This is a genomic window from uncultured Lentibacter sp., from assembly GCF_937123735.1.
Lineage (GTDB): Bacteria > Pseudomonadota > Alphaproteobacteria > Rhodobacterales > Rhodobacteraceae > Lentibacter.
On record NZ_CAKZKL010000035.1, the window covers coordinates 1 to 13,697 of the forward strand.

Annotated in this window: 26 protein-coding genes; 24 read left to right on the plus strand and 2 right to left on the minus strand. The window is 57.9% G+C overall.

Going from position 1 to position 13,697, the window contains the following annotated elements:
- Positions 1-324: 324 nt before the first annotated feature.
- From rpsJ to rplP, 10 genes are all read left to right on the plus strand, one after another.
- The gene (gene rpsJ, locus Q0478_RS11375) at positions 325-633 is read left to right on the plus strand and encodes a 30S ribosomal protein S10 (protein ID WP_089887356.1); all 309 of its coding nucleotides are present in this window, start codon (positions 325-327) and stop codon (positions 631-633) included.
- 12 nt (positions 634-645) lie between these two features.
- Positions 646-1,386 (plus strand): 50S ribosomal protein L3, encoded by a 741-nt coding sequence (gene rplC / locus Q0478_RS11380; protein ID WP_298679361.1) that lies wholly within the window; start codon positions 646-648, stop codon positions 1,384-1,386.
- A complete protein-coding gene (gene rplD, locus Q0478_RS11385; protein ID WP_298679363.1) occupies positions 1,383-2,000 on the plus strand; it encodes a 50S ribosomal protein L4 in 618 nt (205 codons plus the stop codon). The genes rplC and rplD overlap by 4 nt, the downstream gene beginning before the upstream one ends.
- Positions 1,997-2,293 (plus strand): 50S ribosomal protein L23, encoded by a 297-nt coding sequence (locus Q0478_RS11390; protein ID WP_298679366.1) that lies wholly within the window; start codon positions 1,997-1,999, stop codon positions 2,291-2,293. Before rplD ends, Q0478_RS11390 begins: the two co-directional genes overlap by 4 nt.
- 139 nt (positions 2,294-2,432) lie before the next feature.
- Positions 2,433-3,092: a hypothetical protein gene (locus Q0478_RS11395; RefSeq protein ID WP_298679369.1), complete on the plus strand. Its 660-nt coding sequence runs from the start codon at positions 2,433-2,435 to the stop codon at positions 3,090-3,092.
- A gap of 450 nt (positions 3,093-3,542) precedes the next feature.
- Positions 3,543-4,385 carry a 50S ribosomal protein L2 gene (gene rplB, locus Q0478_RS11400; RefSeq protein WP_298679370.1) on the plus strand — a complete coding sequence of 281 codons (843 nt, stop codon included), beginning with the start codon at positions 3,543-3,545 and terminating at the stop codon, positions 4,383-4,385.
- Between the two features lie 3 nt (positions 4,386-4,388).
- Entirely contained in the window at positions 4,389-4,667 is a 279-nt protein-coding gene (gene rpsS, locus Q0478_RS11405) for a 30S ribosomal protein S19 (protein WP_298679372.1), read from the plus strand.
- A gap of 3 nt (positions 4,668-4,670) precedes the next feature.
- Entirely contained in the window at positions 4,671-5,051 is a 381-nt protein-coding gene (rplV, locus tag Q0478_RS11410; RefSeq protein ID WP_298679374.1) for a 50S ribosomal protein L22, read from the plus strand.
- Complete coding sequence (gene rpsC / locus Q0478_RS11415; protein WP_298679376.1) at positions 5,051-5,758, plus strand: 30S ribosomal protein S3; 708 nt, start codon at positions 5,051-5,053, stop codon at positions 5,756-5,758. Before rplV ends, rpsC begins: the two co-directional genes overlap by 1 nt.
- A gap of 13 nt (positions 5,759-5,771) precedes the next feature.
- Positions 5,772-6,185: a 50S ribosomal protein L16 gene (gene rplP, locus Q0478_RS11420; RefSeq protein WP_298679378.1), complete on the plus strand. Its 414-nt coding sequence runs from the start codon at positions 5,772-5,774 to the stop codon at positions 6,183-6,185.
- 349 nt (positions 6,186-6,534) lie between these two features.
- Here the strand turns inward: rplP and Q0478_RS11425 are convergent, their stop codons facing one another.
- Complete coding sequence (locus Q0478_RS11425) at positions 6,535-7,254, minus strand: hypothetical protein (RefSeq protein WP_298679380.1); 720 nt, start codon at positions 7,252-7,254, stop codon at positions 6,535-6,537.
- Positions 7,255-7,455: 201 nt separating this feature from the next.
- Between Q0478_RS11425 and Q0478_RS11430 the strand changes: the two genes are divergently transcribed.
- On the plus strand, positions 7,456-7,662 hold the full coding sequence (locus tag Q0478_RS11430) for a hypothetical protein (protein ID WP_298679382.1): 207 nt from the start codon (positions 7,456-7,458) through the stop codon (positions 7,660-7,662).
- 20 nt (positions 7,663-7,682) lie between these two features.
- Here Q0478_RS11430 and Q0478_RS11435 read toward each other — a convergent pair whose 3' ends face one another.
- Positions 7,683-8,303 carry a TIGR02466 family protein gene (locus Q0478_RS11435; RefSeq protein WP_298679384.1) on the minus strand — a complete coding sequence of 207 codons (621 nt, stop codon included), beginning with the start codon at positions 8,301-8,303 and terminating at the stop codon, positions 7,683-7,685.
- Positions 8,304-8,452: 149 nt separating this feature from the next.
- On the opposite strand from Q0478_RS11435, the gene Q0478_RS11440 reads away from it, so the two are divergent.
- The 13 genes from Q0478_RS11440 (at position 8,453) to Q0478_RS11500 (ending at position 13,662) form a co-directional block, all read left to right on the plus strand.
- Positions 8,453-8,668, plus strand: a complete 216-nt coding sequence (locus Q0478_RS11440) for a DUF6552 family protein (protein ID WP_298679386.1) — start codon at positions 8,453-8,455, stop codon at positions 8,666-8,668.
- Between the two features lie 141 nt (positions 8,669-8,809).
- The gene (gene rpmC, locus Q0478_RS11445) at positions 8,810-9,013 is read left to right on the plus strand and encodes a 50S ribosomal protein L29 (RefSeq protein ID WP_298679388.1); all 204 of its coding nucleotides are present in this window, start codon (positions 8,810-8,812) and stop codon (positions 9,011-9,013) included.
- Positions 9,014-9,026: 13 nt separating this feature from the next.
- Positions 9,027-9,257 (plus strand): 30S ribosomal protein S17, encoded by a 231-nt coding sequence (gene rpsQ, locus Q0478_RS11450; RefSeq protein ID WP_298679390.1) that lies wholly within the window; start codon positions 9,027-9,029, stop codon positions 9,255-9,257.
- 76 nt (positions 9,258-9,333) lie between these two features.
- Positions 9,334-9,702: a 50S ribosomal protein L14 gene (rplN, locus tag Q0478_RS11455; protein WP_089887383.1), complete on the plus strand. Its 369-nt coding sequence runs from the start codon at positions 9,334-9,336 to the stop codon at positions 9,700-9,702.
- A 1-nt stretch (position 9,703) separates the two neighbouring features.
- Positions 9,704-10,015 (plus strand): 50S ribosomal protein L24, encoded by a 312-nt coding sequence (rplX, locus tag Q0478_RS11460; protein ID WP_298679394.1) that lies wholly within the window; start codon positions 9,704-9,706, stop codon positions 10,013-10,015.
- Complete coding sequence (gene rplE / locus Q0478_RS11465; protein ID WP_298679396.1) at positions 10,008-10,571, plus strand: 50S ribosomal protein L5; 564 nt, start codon at positions 10,008-10,010, stop codon at positions 10,569-10,571. The genes rplX and rplE overlap by 8 nt, the downstream gene beginning before the upstream one ends.
- Positions 10,572-10,591: 20 nt before the next feature.
- The gene (gene rpsN, locus Q0478_RS11470; RefSeq protein WP_263765430.1) at positions 10,592-10,897 is read left to right on the plus strand and encodes a 30S ribosomal protein S14; all 306 of its coding nucleotides are present in this window, start codon (positions 10,592-10,594) and stop codon (positions 10,895-10,897) included.
- Positions 10,898-10,909: 12 nt separating this feature from the next.
- Positions 10,910-11,302 carry a 30S ribosomal protein S8 gene (gene rpsH / locus Q0478_RS11475; RefSeq protein ID WP_298679401.1) on the plus strand — a complete coding sequence of 131 codons (393 nt, stop codon included), beginning with the start codon at positions 10,910-10,912 and terminating at the stop codon, positions 11,300-11,302.
- Between the two features lie 10 nt (positions 11,303-11,312).
- Entirely contained in the window at positions 11,313-11,846 is a 534-nt protein-coding gene (gene rplF / locus Q0478_RS11480; RefSeq protein WP_298679403.1) for a 50S ribosomal protein L6, read from the plus strand.
- Positions 11,847-11,857: 11 nt separating this feature from the next.
- On the plus strand, positions 11,858-12,217 hold the full coding sequence (gene rplR, locus Q0478_RS11485) for a 50S ribosomal protein L18 (RefSeq protein ID WP_298679405.1): 360 nt from the start codon (positions 11,858-11,860) through the stop codon (positions 12,215-12,217).
- Positions 12,218-12,374: 157 nt separating this feature from the next.
- Positions 12,375-12,947, plus strand: coding sequence for a 30S ribosomal protein S5 (gene rpsE / locus Q0478_RS11490; RefSeq protein ID WP_298679407.1), 573 nt, complete (start codon positions 12,375-12,377; stop codon positions 12,945-12,947).
- 13 nt (positions 12,948-12,960) lie between these two features.
- Entirely contained in the window at positions 12,961-13,149 is a 189-nt protein-coding gene (rpmD, locus tag Q0478_RS11495) for a 50S ribosomal protein L30 (RefSeq protein ID WP_298679409.1), read from the plus strand.
- Between the two features lie 126 nt (positions 13,150-13,275).
- Positions 13,276-13,662, plus strand: coding sequence for an ectoine synthase (locus Q0478_RS11500; protein WP_298679411.1), 387 nt, complete (start codon positions 13,276-13,278; stop codon positions 13,660-13,662).
- Positions 13,663-13,697: the final 35 nt, after the last annotated feature.

A 13,697-nucleotide genomic window follows, 5' to 3' on the forward strand; every position in this document is an offset into this window, starting at 1 on the left:
AGGGCTGCCCGAAGGGGCAGCCCTTTTGCGCACGGTGGTAGGGTGCGCATTGACTGCGCACCTTCCGGCACAGTGACGGTGCGCAGAAACTGCGCACCCTACAGGTTGGGTGGGGTGTTTGGCGCTTGTGAGCGGGTCTGGCGAGAATTCCAAATTTCCACTTGCCACACCTTGCTGGCTCTAGTATCTCGCCCCAAGTTCGCTGGGCAAACAGCGTGAAGCGGGATTCGGTCCCGCTTTTCATATTTGTCTGGGGTTCGACGAGGGCAGGGGGAATGAGCTTCCTGTCGTCCTATCAACTCTAAGCCTGAAAGGGCGAATGATATGCAAAGCCAAAATATCCGTATCCGGCTCAAGGCATTCGACTATCGTGTTCTGGACGCCAGCACACAAGAGATCGTCGCAACTGCCAAGCGCACCGGTGCGCAGGTGCGCGGGCCCATCCCGCTGCCAAACAAGATCGAAAAATTCACTGTTCTGCGTGGCCCACACGTGAACAAGAAATCACGCGATCAGTTCGAGATCCGCACGCACAAGCGCCTTCTCGACATCGTTGACCCGACACCCCAGACCGTGGACGCGCTCATGAAGCTCGACCTGGCGGCCGGTGTTGACGTCCAGATTTCGGTTTAAGGAGAGTATCACATGCGCTCCGGTGTAATCGCAAAGAAAGTGGGCATGACCCGCTTGTTCATGGAAGACGGCAAGCAGATTCCTGTGACCGTTCTTCAACTCGACGCGCTTCAGGTTGTTGACCAGCGCACAGAAGAGCGTGACGGCTACACAGCTGTTCAGCTCGGTGCCGGCACAGCCAAAGCCAAACGCACATCCCAAGCGATGCGCGGCCACTTCGCCAAGGCCTCTGTTGCGCCCAAGCGCAAGGTTGCCGAGTTCCGCGTGTCTGCCGAGAACCTCATCGCCATCGGCGAAGAGATTTCGGCCGAGCATTATGTGGAAGGCCAGAAGGTTGACGTTGCAGGCACATCTATCGGTAAAGGTTTTGCCGGTGCGATGAAGCGCCACAACTTCGGCGGCCTGCGCGCCTCGCACGGTGTGTCTATTTCACACCGCTCACACGGCTCTACAGGCCAGTGTCAGGACCCCGGCAAAGTCTTCAAAGGTAAGAAGATGGCTGGCCATATGGGGGCTGTGCGCGTCACAACGCAGAATCTTGAAGTTGTCAAAACCGATGCAGGCCGTGGCCTCATCATGGTCAAAGGCGCTGTTCCCGGCTCCAAAGGCGGTTGGGTGACAATCAAGGACTCTGTCAAAAAGAAACTCCCTGAGAACGTGCCTTTCCCGGCGGCTCTCAAATCAGCGGCCAAAGCAGCGCCCGTAACCGAAGCTCCGGCTGAAGACGCGCCTGCGGAAGGTGGTGAAGCATGAAATTTGATGTAATCAAACTCGACGGCGGCAAAGCCGGCTCGGTTGAGCTGTCTGATGACCTCTTTGGTCTTGAGCCACGCGCCGACATTCTGCACCGTGTGGTGCGCTGGCAGCGTAACAACGCCCAAGCCGGCACGCACAAGGTGAAGACACGCTCCGAAGTGAGCTACTCCACGAAGAAGATCTACCGCCAAAAAGGCACAGGTGGCGCACGCCACGGTGCGCGCTCGGCGCCGATCTTCCGCGGGGGTGGTGTCTACAAGGGCCCGGTTGTGCGCGACCACGGCCACGACCTCACCAAGAAGTTCCGCAAACTCGGCCTGCGCCACGCGCTCAGCGCCAAGATGAAAGCGGGCGAGCTTGTTGTGATCGAGACAGCGGATGCGGCTGGCAAAACGTCGGCTTTGGCCAAGCAGGTCAAAGATCTCGGCTGGAAGCGCGCGCTCGTCATCGACGGTGCGACCGTGAACGAAGCTTTCGCACAAGCCGCGCGCAACATTGAGGGTCTGGATGTCCTGCCGACAATGGGCGCAAACGTATACGATATCCTGCGCCGTGACACGCTCGTGATCACCAAAGCGGGCATCGAAGCACTGGAGGCTCGACTGAAATGAGCGCGAAGCACGAACACTACGATGTGATCCGCAAGCCGATTATCACGGAAAAGGCAACCATGGCGTCAGAGAACGGCGCGGTTGTGTTTGAAGTGCATATCGATGCGAACAAACCCCAGATCAAAGAAGCGGTTGAAACGCTCTTTGGTGTGAAGGTGAAAGCGGTCAACACGACAATCACCAAAGGCAAGGTAAAGCGCTTCCGCGGCCAGCTCGGCAAGCGGAAGGACGTGAAGAAAGCCTATGTGACGCTCGAAGAGGGCAACACGATTGATGTGAACACCGGTCTGTAAGGACTGGTGGTGGGTTCGCACCCACCCTACTAGAGATAGAAAAGCCCCTCGCCAGTTATGGCGGGGGGCTTTTTGTTTGGGATGGAATGGTTTAGGAGGTTTTTCGTCGAGTTTTCTTCAGAGTGCAGTGGGTTTCACTATGTTCATTATAAAACCAAAATCAACTTGGTATCCAAAACATTACGATGACTTGAACAACGTGTGTATTGCTGTTCCCAACGGGTCGGAGAGCAAACTGAATGCACTAGGCGTGACAACAGATACATCTCAGAAGCGATATGTAAGGCATCTATCTTCCGCTGCTTCCAAGTATAGGTTGGCCAAATACTGTGAAGGTTTCCGAGATGCTCTACCTGACTTTGACGGGGATACCGAGCCGAGCCAAGAACTCATCAACGGTTATTCAGCGCAGCTGATTGTAATGTTGGCGTTTGTGGCGCTTGAGAGCCATCTGAGGATGCGGGACACAAGTTGGCAAGATTTTGATTTCTCCAGTCATCAAACCCACACAGTGAAGCTCGCTGAACTTGCGCGAAAAAGCCTCTCAGATGAAGCCTTATGCGCCTTACAAAGGGCTATGGATAATGCCAACCTACGGAGAAGATTACAGCGCTTCCGAGAGGGAGATAACAATGAGGCTTTGGCGGTGATGTCTGCAGTCAGAAACGCTTTTGCGCACGGCAAGATGGGCGTTAAATTCTCTGTTGATCTCTCCTCCGCAAAAGCAATACGGGACGCGCTGCTTGACTTGATTGTAGCTGATTGTGAGCAAATGATTGCTTTCTTATCCGAGGAGTGATCGCTCAATCAGTGTAATCTCTAGCCCGGAATCAAGGCCGCAGGCCGCCGGGCATCGACGGGCCGCCCGCCGGCGCGTCGATTTGGTGAGGTTGGGTGCGACGAGTAGAGGGCAGATGGACTTGGCTGGGATAAAGTGCTTCTAACTGGTGTTGGTACGACGCGCCGCGGCCCGTCGAAGCCCGTCTTGCGTGGGCGCGTGGTGCGCAGGGACTGCGCACCCTACGGGGTGGGGCGGGGCCTGTGTGGCAAAGCCCAATAAATTAACCCCCGCCCTATAGACACCCCGCGTGTTCCCCACTATACGAGCCAAATCGCGTGGCCTCAGATTCGTCTGGGGCCCGTTCACTTTTTCGCTGGGGACCCTCGGGGCCCTAAAAGACCGAGAGGGAAACCCCCTTTCGAAACATAGCGGGGGAAACCTCGCGTTGCTAAACGGAAGACAGAAAGCATGGCACTTAAGTCGTATAAGCCGACGACGCCTGGCCAACGTGGGTTGGTGCTGATTGACCGTTCGGAGCTCTGGAAAGGACGCCCCGTCAAAGCCCTCACCGAGGGTCTGACGAAATCGGGCGGCCGGAACAACACCGGACGTATTACATCACGTCGTCGTGGTGGTGGGGCAAAACGCCTTTACCGCATCGTAGATTTCAAGCGGAACAAATTCGATATCGCTGCAACGGTTGAACGGATCGAATATGACCCGAACCGCACAGCCTTTATCGCTCTCGTGAAATATGAAGACGGTGAGCAGGCCTATGTGCTTGCGCCTCAGCGTCTGGCGGTCGGTGACCAGATCATCGCCTCTGCAAAAGCAGACATCAAGCCAGGCAATGCGATGCCCTTCTCGGGCATGCCGATCGGCACGATTGTTCACAACATCGAAATGAAGCCAGGCAAGGGCGGGCAGATTGCACGCGCCGCCGGCACATATGCACAGTTTGTTGGCCGCGATGGTGGCTATGCCCAGATCCGTCTGAGCAGCGGCGAGCTGCGCATGGTGCGTCAGGAGTGCATGGCAACCGTCGGTGCGGTGTCCAACCCTGACAACTCAAACCAGAACTTCGGTAAAGCCGGCCGTATGCGCCACAAAGGCAAGCGTCCGAGCGTTCGCGGTGTTGTTATGAACCCGATCGATCACCCACATGGTGGTGGTGAAGGCCGCACATCAGGGGGCCGTCATCCGGTGACACCTTGGGGCAAGCCAACGAAGGGTGCGCGCACTCGTAACAAGAACAAAGCGTCAAGCAAGCTTATTATCCGCTCGCGTCACGCCAAGAAGAAGGGGCGCTAACACATGTCACGCTCTGTTTGGAAAGGCCCCTTTGTGGATGCTTATGTGCTTAAGAAAGCCGAAGCCTCCCGCGAGAGCGGCCGTAATGAAGTCATCAAGATCTGGTCGCGCCGCAGCACGATCCTGCCGCAGTTCGTGGGTCTCACGTTCGGCGTCTACAACGGCCAGAAGCACATTCCTGTAAACGTCACAGAAGACATGATCGGTCAGAAGTTCGGTGAGTATTCACCAACGCGCACCTATTATGGCCATGCTGCTGACAAAAAAGCGAAGCGGAAGTAAGCCATGAGCAAGGATAAAAATCCCCGCCGCGTGGCCGACAACGAAGCAATGGCAAAACTGCGCATGCTTCGCACCAGCCCGCAAAAACTGAACCTCGTCGCCGCCATGATCCGCGGCAAGAAGGTGGACAAGGCCCTCGTGGACCTCACTTTCTCCAAGAAGCGGATCGCGGAAGACGTGAAGAAATGTCTTCAGTCGGCCATCGCCAATGCTGAAAACAACCACAACCTTGATGTCGACGAGCTGATCGTGGCCGAGGCCTATGTGGGCAAGAACCTTGTGATGAAACGTGGTCGTCCACGGGCACGCGGGCGCTTTGGCAAGATCGTCAAGCCGTTCTCGGAGCTCACCATCAAGGTGCGTCAGGTAGAGGAGCAAGCATAATGGGTAACAAGGTAAATCCGATTGGCATGCGCCTTCAGGTCAACCGCACTTGGGACAGCCGCTGGTTTGCGAACACAAAGGACTTTGGTGACCTTCTTCTGGAAGACATCAAGATCCGCGAGTTCATCAACAAAGAGTGCAAGCAAGCGGGCATCGCCCGTGTGATCATCGAGCGTCCGCACAAGAAGTGCCGCGTCACGATCCACACGGCACGCCCCGGTGTGATCATCGGCAAGAAAGGCGCGGACATCGAGACGCTCCGCAAAAAGATTGCCACGCTCACAAACAGCGAGCTGCACCTCAACATCGTTGAAGTGCGCAAGCCCGAGATGGACGCGGCTCTCGTTGCCGAGAGCATCGCCCAGCAGCTCGAGCGCCGTGTGTCTTTCCGCCGCGCCATGAAGCGCAGCGTTCAGAACGCCATGCGCATGGGTGCGCTTGGTATTCGTATCAACGTGGCTGGCCGTTTGGGCGGCGCGGAAATCGCGCGGACCGAATGGTATCGCGAAGGGCGCGTTCCGCTTCACACCCTGCGTGCGGATATCGACTATGCGCACGCCGAAGGTATGACCGCTTATGGCATCATCGGCATCAAGGTCTGGATCTTCAAAGGCGAGATCATGGAGCACGATCCACAGGCTCACGAGCGTCGCGCGCAACAATTCCAAGATGGCCCTGCACCTCGTGGTGCTGGCGGCCGTCGTTAAGGGGGGCTGAGATATGCTTCAACCAAAGCGCACCAAATTCCGCAAGCAGCACAAAGGCCGCATCAAAGGCCTTGCGAAGGGCGGTTCTGATCTGAACTTCGGGACATACGGCTTGAAGGCTCTTGAGCCTGAGCGCGTCACGGCCCGCCAGATCGAAGCAGCCCGTCGTGCCATGACGCGTCATATGAAGCGTCAGGGCCGTGTCTGGATCCGCATCTTCCCGGATGTGCCTGTCACAGCCAAGCCCATCGAAGTGCGTATGGGTAAAGGTAAGGGCTCCGTGGACCGCTGGACAGCCAAGGTTAAGCCTGGCCGTGTGATGTTTGAAATCGACGGTGTCGATGAGGACACAGCACGCGAAGCGCTGCGCCTTGCGGCGATGAAACTGCCGATCAAATCCCGCGTCGTTGTACGCGAAGATTGGTAAGCACCTGCACTCCGCTTACGCGGATTGTCAGGCCAGCGCGGCATAGGCAAACCCAAAGGGTTTGTCCGGGCCGCCCCAAAGCCAAAAGAAACCCCCGCCTGATCAGGCGGGGGTTTTTTGGTTGGGGCGGTGCGCAGTGAATGCGCACCCTACGAGGGCTTGGGCCGCCCCTCGGCGCGGCGATTGGCTGAGGCGAGCGCTGCAAATGGTTGTTGCAAGGATTTCGCCAAGATAAAGGAACGGGTGTTGGTTCGCCGCATTGCGGCCTGCTGATGTCCGGTTTGATCGCTGCGTTCTCGCGCGCGGTTGGGGCGAGCGATTGGTGCGCAGTGAATGCGCACCCTACGGCTCAGAGCAGGGTGATGGCCGAGCGGGTTGAGAGCGACTGCTCTTCGAGCTGTTTGGCGGCGCCGATGTGCCAGATCAGGCCAGATTGGCCTTTGGCCGCCGCGCGGCCCAGGTTGTCTGCCGCCGCGCGGGCCTTTTCGGCGCTGTTGGTCAGCGCGTGAGCGAGGGCTGCGCGGCTGTCGCGGATCTGGCTGATCCGGCTGTCATGCTCTGCCTGGGAAATGGTTCCGGCGGCGTGGCGCGCTTGCAGGGCCTTCAGCTCGGCATCCTGACGTTGCAGGAGCGCGGGCAGGTTGTTTTGCAGCGTTTCGAGCTGTGTATCGGCGGCGCGCAACGCGCCGGCCATATCGTCCCGCGAGACCTTTTCCAGGCGTTGGGCGAGTTTGCGCTGGCCATGCGCCTGGCCCATGACGGCCCCCACAGTGCCACCTGTAACTGCGCCGGCCAGGCATCTTTGGGCGTTGCCTTTGGACACCAGCCCGAGGCCGCAGCCTACGGCCGCTCCGAGGGCCGCGCCACGCCCGGTGGATTCGCGCAGAAGGTCGTCGGCCATACGGTTCAGGCTGCGCGCCTGCTCTGTGAGCGCGCTATACTCGGTGGATGCGAAGGCGGTATCCAGCGGTGCTGTCTGGGCGCGCGTGGCGGTGTCGGGCGGGGTGGCGCAGCCGGCAAGGGCCGTGCAGGCCATCAGCGCCAGCAGGGCGGGTTGAACAGGTTTCATGTGGGGTTTCTGCCTCCGATACTCGATGTGAGGGCAGTCATCCCAAAAGAATGTGGCAAAAATGGGGGGAAGGTTAACAAAGGTTAACCTTTCGGCGTGTTCTGGCGCATCTTGGCTTGGGGTGCGGGCAGGCGCAAAGCAGGCTGGCCAAAGCAGGCGGCGCGTTCTAGCATGGGGCATCACAGCGCAGAGGGGGGTTTTATGAAACATGTGCCCAAGCCGACGACCGACGACGCCCTGATCAGAGCTTTTCTGGAAAAAGGCGGCGAGATCAAGCAAGGCAAGACCAAGCCCATGCCGCAGGATCTGGGGTTGAGCAATAACCAGTGGGGCAACAAGCTCACCAAAGAAGAAAAGGCCGCCGTGAAGGCGCAGCAAGAGGCGGCAAAGGCGGCCAAGACGGGGTGAGCGGCGCGCAGCCTTTCAGCTCATGACCATTTGTAGTTGAAGCTCACCGAAATGCGGTCGTCTTCGCTCATGTTCATGGGGACTTCGTGGCGCAGCCAGCTTTCCCAGAGCAGCACGTCGCCCACCTTGGGCGCGGCGTAGACGAAGGTTTGCAGATCGCGCGGGGCGTCTTTGCGGCGCGGGGGGGCGGCCATCATACGCGCCGAGCGCGGGTCTTCGAGCTTGAGCGCGCTCGCGCCATCGGGCATGGCGACATAGGTTGTGCCGGAAATCACCGAATGGGGGTGAATATGCGACGAATGCATACCGCCTTCGGGCAGGATGTTGATCCAGAGGTCTTCCAGCTCAAGCTTGCCCTCGCCCAGATCAAACGCCAGCGCGCGCGCAAAGGCGGCGACATGCAGATCGAGTGCTTTGATCAGGTCGGCAAAGACCGGCGAGCGCCAGCCAAGGTCTGTCAGGGAGGCGTAGGAGGTATAGCCGGGGTAGCCGTTGTCCTCGCACCACTGCTGGCCGGCTTCGTCATCATCGGCGATGCCATAGCACGCACTCTCAAGCTCGGCGGCGTCAACTCTGGGGCCATGTGCGCTTAGCGCAGCGCGGTAAAGGCGGGTCACGAAGAGGGATTCTATTTCAGACATGTCCGTTTGATAGCGCGCGGCGGCGCAAAGCGAAAGCGCGATTGAGCCCGCTGGCCCCCTTGTGGGTTGCCCGCGATGGGGATAAGGCGGCTTGCCGGGCCGCGCGCAGGCGAAAACCGGACAAAAACCGGGCGAAAAGGATAGGCGCTATGAAGACTGTGGATGTCGTGAAATGGGTCGCCACGGCGATTCAGCTGGTGGGATACGGGCTGACAGGGCTCAATATTGTGCCCTGGAATGTATTTGCCTTCTTTGTGGGCATCTTCCTGTGGTTTGCCGTGGGGGTGATGTGGAAAGACCGGGCCATCATGGTGGTGCATGTGGGGGCGTTTGTCTCTTTGCTTGCGGGCTATCTCAACGCATAAATCCTGCGCGGGCGGCTTGTGTCCGTTAGGGCTTGCCAAGTCGGGGAATCCCACCTATACGGCCCACTTCTACCCATGACCTCCACTGGAATCAGGGTCACGCTTGTGCGGCCCTCCAGTGATGTTGAAAAGGAAAACACCATGAACGCATCAGACCTGCGTGAAAAGACGGTTGACCAGCTGAAAGAAGAGCTGGAAAACCTCAAGAAAGAAAGCTTCAACCTGCGTTTCCAATCGGCCACTGGCCAGATGGAAAACACCGCGCGCGTGCGCCAGGTAAAGCGGACAACAGCCCGTGTGCTGACCATCCTCAACGAAAAAGCCGCGCAAGCGGCGGCAGAATAAGGGAGCCTGAGCTATGCCAAAGCGTATCCTCACAGGCGTCGTCACAAGCAACCAGAACGAACAGACCGTCACGGTTTCAGTCGAGCGTCGCTTCACACACCCTGTTTTGAAAAAGACCATCCGTAAGTCCAAGAAATACCGGGCCCACGATGAGAAGAATGCCTACAATGTAGGTGACCAGGTGCGGATCGTCGAATGTGCGCCCCGTTCAAAAACCAAGCGTTGGGAAGTTCTGGAGGCGTAAGCCTGCACAACGACCAACATCAGAAACCCTGGGGACAAGGCCACGCATCGGCCCCCCATAGGTCAGGAGAAACCATATGATCCAGATGCAGACAAATCTGGATGTTGCTGACAACTCCGGCGCGCGCCGAGTTCAGTGCATCAAGGTTCTGGGTGGTTCCAAGCGTCGTTACGCTTCGGTCGGCGATATTATCGTCGTATCCGTCAAGGAAGCCATCCCACGCGGCCGTGTGAAGAAGGGGGACGTGCGCAAAGCCGTCGTCGTTCGCACCGCCAAGGAAGTCCGTCGCGATGACGGCACAGCGATCCGCTTTGATCGCAATGCCGCCGTTATTCTCAACAACAACAATGAGCCTGTCGGCACCCGTATCTTCGGGCCAGTTGTTCGCGAGCTGCGCGCCAAGAACTTCATGAAAATCATTTCGCTCGCCCCGGAGGTGCTGTGATATGGCTGCCAAGTTGAAAAAAGGTGACAAGGTTGTTGTGCTTGCCGGCAAAGACAAGGGCAAGCAGGGCACCATCTCGTCGGTTGATCCGAAAGCAGGCAAAGCGCTTGTGGACGGTGTGAACATGGCGATCCGCCACACCAAACAAACCCAGACCAGCCAGGGCGGCCGCCTTCCAAAGGCGATGCCAATCCAGCTGAGCAATCTGGCCTATGTTGACAAAAACGGCAAAGCGACACGCGTTGGCTTCAAGCTCGAAGGCGACAAGAAAGTGCGTTATGCCAAGACCACGGGGGACGTGATCGATGCTTGATACAGCAAACTACACCCCACGCCTCAAAGAGCTGTATGACACGACCATTCGTGGCGCTCTGAAAGAGGAATTCGGCTATAAGAACGCAATGCAGACACCTGCACTGGAAAAGATCGTTCTGAACATCGGCTGTGGCCGTGCCGCCGTGAAAGACAGCAAGAAAGCGAAATCGGCTGTGCAGGACTTGTCTGCAATTGCCGGCCAGCAGGCTGTCATGACCATTGCGAAGAATTCGATCGCGGGTTTTCGCGTGCGTGAAGGGATGCCAATGGGGGCGAAAGTCACCCTGCGTGGCGCCCGCATGTATGAATTCCTGGACCGTCTGATCACGATTGCGATGCCCCGTATCCGCGACTTCCGCGGCGTATCGGGCAAGAGCTTTGACGGCCGCGGCAACTATGCCATGGGCCTCAAGGAGCACATCGTATTCCCCGAGATCAACTTCGACGACGTCGATGAGAACTGGGGCATGGACATCGTTATTGCCACAACCGCAAAAACCGACGCGGAAGCCAAGGCGCTGTTGAAAGCTTTCAACATGCCCTTCAACAGCTGATCCGCGGGAGGAAAGAGACAATGGCTAAAAAATCAATGGTAGCTCGCGAAGTTAAGCGCCAGAAGCTGGTGGAGAAATTCGCCGCGAAACGCGCCGCGCTCAAAGAGATCATCAATGACCAAAGCAAGCCCATGGAAGAGCGTTTCCGCGCTTCTCTCGCGCTTGCCAAACTTCCGCGCAACAGCTCGGCCACACGCTTGCACAACCGTTGCCAGCTGACAGGCCGTCCTCACGCTTACTACCGTAAGCTGAAGGTTTCGCGGATCATGCTTCGGGAACTCGGCTCAAACGGCCAGATCCCCGGCATGGTTAAATCGAGCTGGTAAGGAGAGCATGATATGAACGATCCTATCGCCGATATGCTCACTCGTATTCGCAACAGCCAGATGCGCGGCAAATCCACAGTGATGACGCCTGCATCGAAGTTGCGCGCGTGGGTTCTCGATGTGTTGGCTGACGAAGGCTATATCCGTGGCTATGAAAAAACCACCGATGTAAACGGTCACCCAGCCCTTGAAATCAGCCTCAAGTATTATGAGGGCACGCCTGTTATTCGTGAGCTCAAGCGGGTTTCAAAGCCTGGTCGCCGCGTTTACATGAGCGCCAATGACATTCCCGAAGTCCGTCAGGGCCTTGGTGTGTCGATTGTCAGCACGTCCAAGGGCGTGATGTCGGATGCAGCAGCACGCAATGCCCATGTGGGCGGCGAAGTGCTCTGCACGGTCTTCTAAGGAGAGCGGAATGTCTCGTATTGGTAAAAAACCGGTCGATCTGCCTTCTGGTGTGACCGCGACAATTTCTGGCCAGACCATTGAGGTCAAAGGTCCGAAAGCCACGCAAAGCTTTACGGCTACCGACGATGTAACCCTGGCAGTGGAAGACAATGCCGTCACGGTGACACCGCGCGGCAACTCCAAGCGCGCACGCCAGCAGTGGGGCATGAGCCGCACTGTTGTGGCCAATATGGTCACGGGTGTGAGCGTTGGCTTCAAGAAAGAGCTCGAAATCAACGGTGTTGGTTATCGTGCCCAGATGCAGGGCAACACCCTGAAGCTGATGCTTGGCCTGAGCCACGATGTAAACTTTGAAGTGCCTGAAGGGGTCACGGTCACCTGCCCAAAGCAGACCGAGATCATCATTGAAGGTGATAACGCACAACTCGTTGGTCAGGTTGCGGCAAATATCCGCGAATGGCGCAAGCCCGAGCCCTACAAAGGCAAAGGCATCAAATATAAAGACGAGTATATCTTCCGCAAGGAAGGCAAGAAGAAATAAGGACCGGACAGATGGCAAACAGCAAACGACAACTGTTCCTCAAGCGCCGCATGCGCGTCCGGAACAAACTTCGCAAGGTGAACAGCGGCAAGATGCGTCTTTCCGTTCACCGCTCAAACAAGAACATCAGCGTGCAGCTGATCGACGATGTGAACGGCGTCACCGTCGCAGCAGCATCGACGCTCGAAAAAGCACTTGGTGTTGTCGGCAAGAACAATGTCGAAGCGGCAACGAAAGTTGGCGCGGCGATTGCCGAGCGCGCAAAGAAAGCGGGCGTGGACGTGGCATATTTCGACCGCGGCGGCTTTCTGTTTCATGGCAAGGTGAAGGCTCTGGCCGAAGCTGCGCGTGAAGGCGGTTTGAAAATCTGACGGTGCGCGCAGAGCGCACACCCTACGTTTGGGGTGTGACGGCGCACCAAGCAGACCTTGAGGAGGGCGGTCACGCCCTCCCGATGATCCGGGATCAGGCGATCACCAGGATTGACATAAAACAGGGCGCTTGCCCCCTATATGAAGGAATTGCCATATGGCAGAACGTGAGAACCGTCGCGGCCCGCGCCGCGAACGTGAAGAAGCCCCGGAATTTGCCGACCGTCTGGTCGCGATCAACCGGGTGTCCAAAACAGTCAAGGGTGGTAAGCGCTTTGGTTTCGCCGCTCTGGTTGTGGTGGGTGATCAAAAGGGTCGTGTCGGCTTTGGCAAAGGCAAGGCCAAGGAAGTTCCTGAAGCCATCCGCAAGGCCACAGAGCAAGCCAAACGCCAGATGATCCGCGTGCCGCTGCGCGAGGGCCGCACATTGCACCACGACACCCACGGCCGCCATGGCGCGGGCAAGGTTGTCATGCGCACGGCGCCACAGGGCACGGGTATCATTGCCGGTGGTCCGATGCGCGCGGTCTTTGAGATGCTCGGTGTTCAGGACGTTGTTGCAAAGTCGATCGGCTCGCAAAACCCCTACAACATGATCCGCGCAACCATTGATGGCCTGAAAAGCGAAAGCAGCCCCCGTATGGTGGCCCAGCGTCGTGGCAAGAAGGTTGCAGACATTCTGAAGCGTGATGAGGCCCCTGTGGCTGACGCCGCAGATGCTGACGCGTAAGGAGGACAGACAGATGGCGAAAACTATCGTTGTAAAGCAAATCGGCTCCCCGATCCGTCGCCCTGAAAAACAGCGCCAGACGCTGATAGGGCTTGGCCTCAACAAGATGCACAAGACCCGCGAGCTGGAAGACACGCCTTCCGTGCGCGGCATGGTCAACAAGATCCCGCATCTCGTCGAGATCATTGAAGAAAAAGGCTAAGGGCGGTGCGCAGTGAATGCGCACCCTACGCAGCATAGAACATGAGACGCCCTCGGTGAAAGCCGGGGGCGTTTTTCTTTGCCTTGGCTGCGGGGCCGGGTCATCCTAGGCAAAAGGGAGTGCGCCATGATTGTGAAGCATTTGAGCGAAATTTTAGGAACTGCCGCCCACGCCAGGGGCGAAGGCTGGGAGAGCCGGCGCATTCTGCTGGCGGGCGACGGGCTTGGCTATTCGCTGCATGACACGCTGGTGAAAGAGGGTGCTGAGCTCACGCTGGAATACAAGAACCACGTCGAGACCAACTATTGCATTGCCGGTGAAGGCGAAGTGGAGGAAGTGTCCACGGGGCGGATCTGGCCCTTGTCAGAGGGCAGTGTCTATGTGCTGGATGCCCATGAGCGGCATGTCTTGCGGGCTTTGAAAGGGGATCTGCGGCTTGTTTGTCTGTTCACACCCGCGCTCACAGGGCGCGAGGTGCATGACGCGGGTGGAAGCTACGCGGTGCAGGGGTAGGGTGCGCATTCACTGCGCACCGCTGTTTGCGAAGG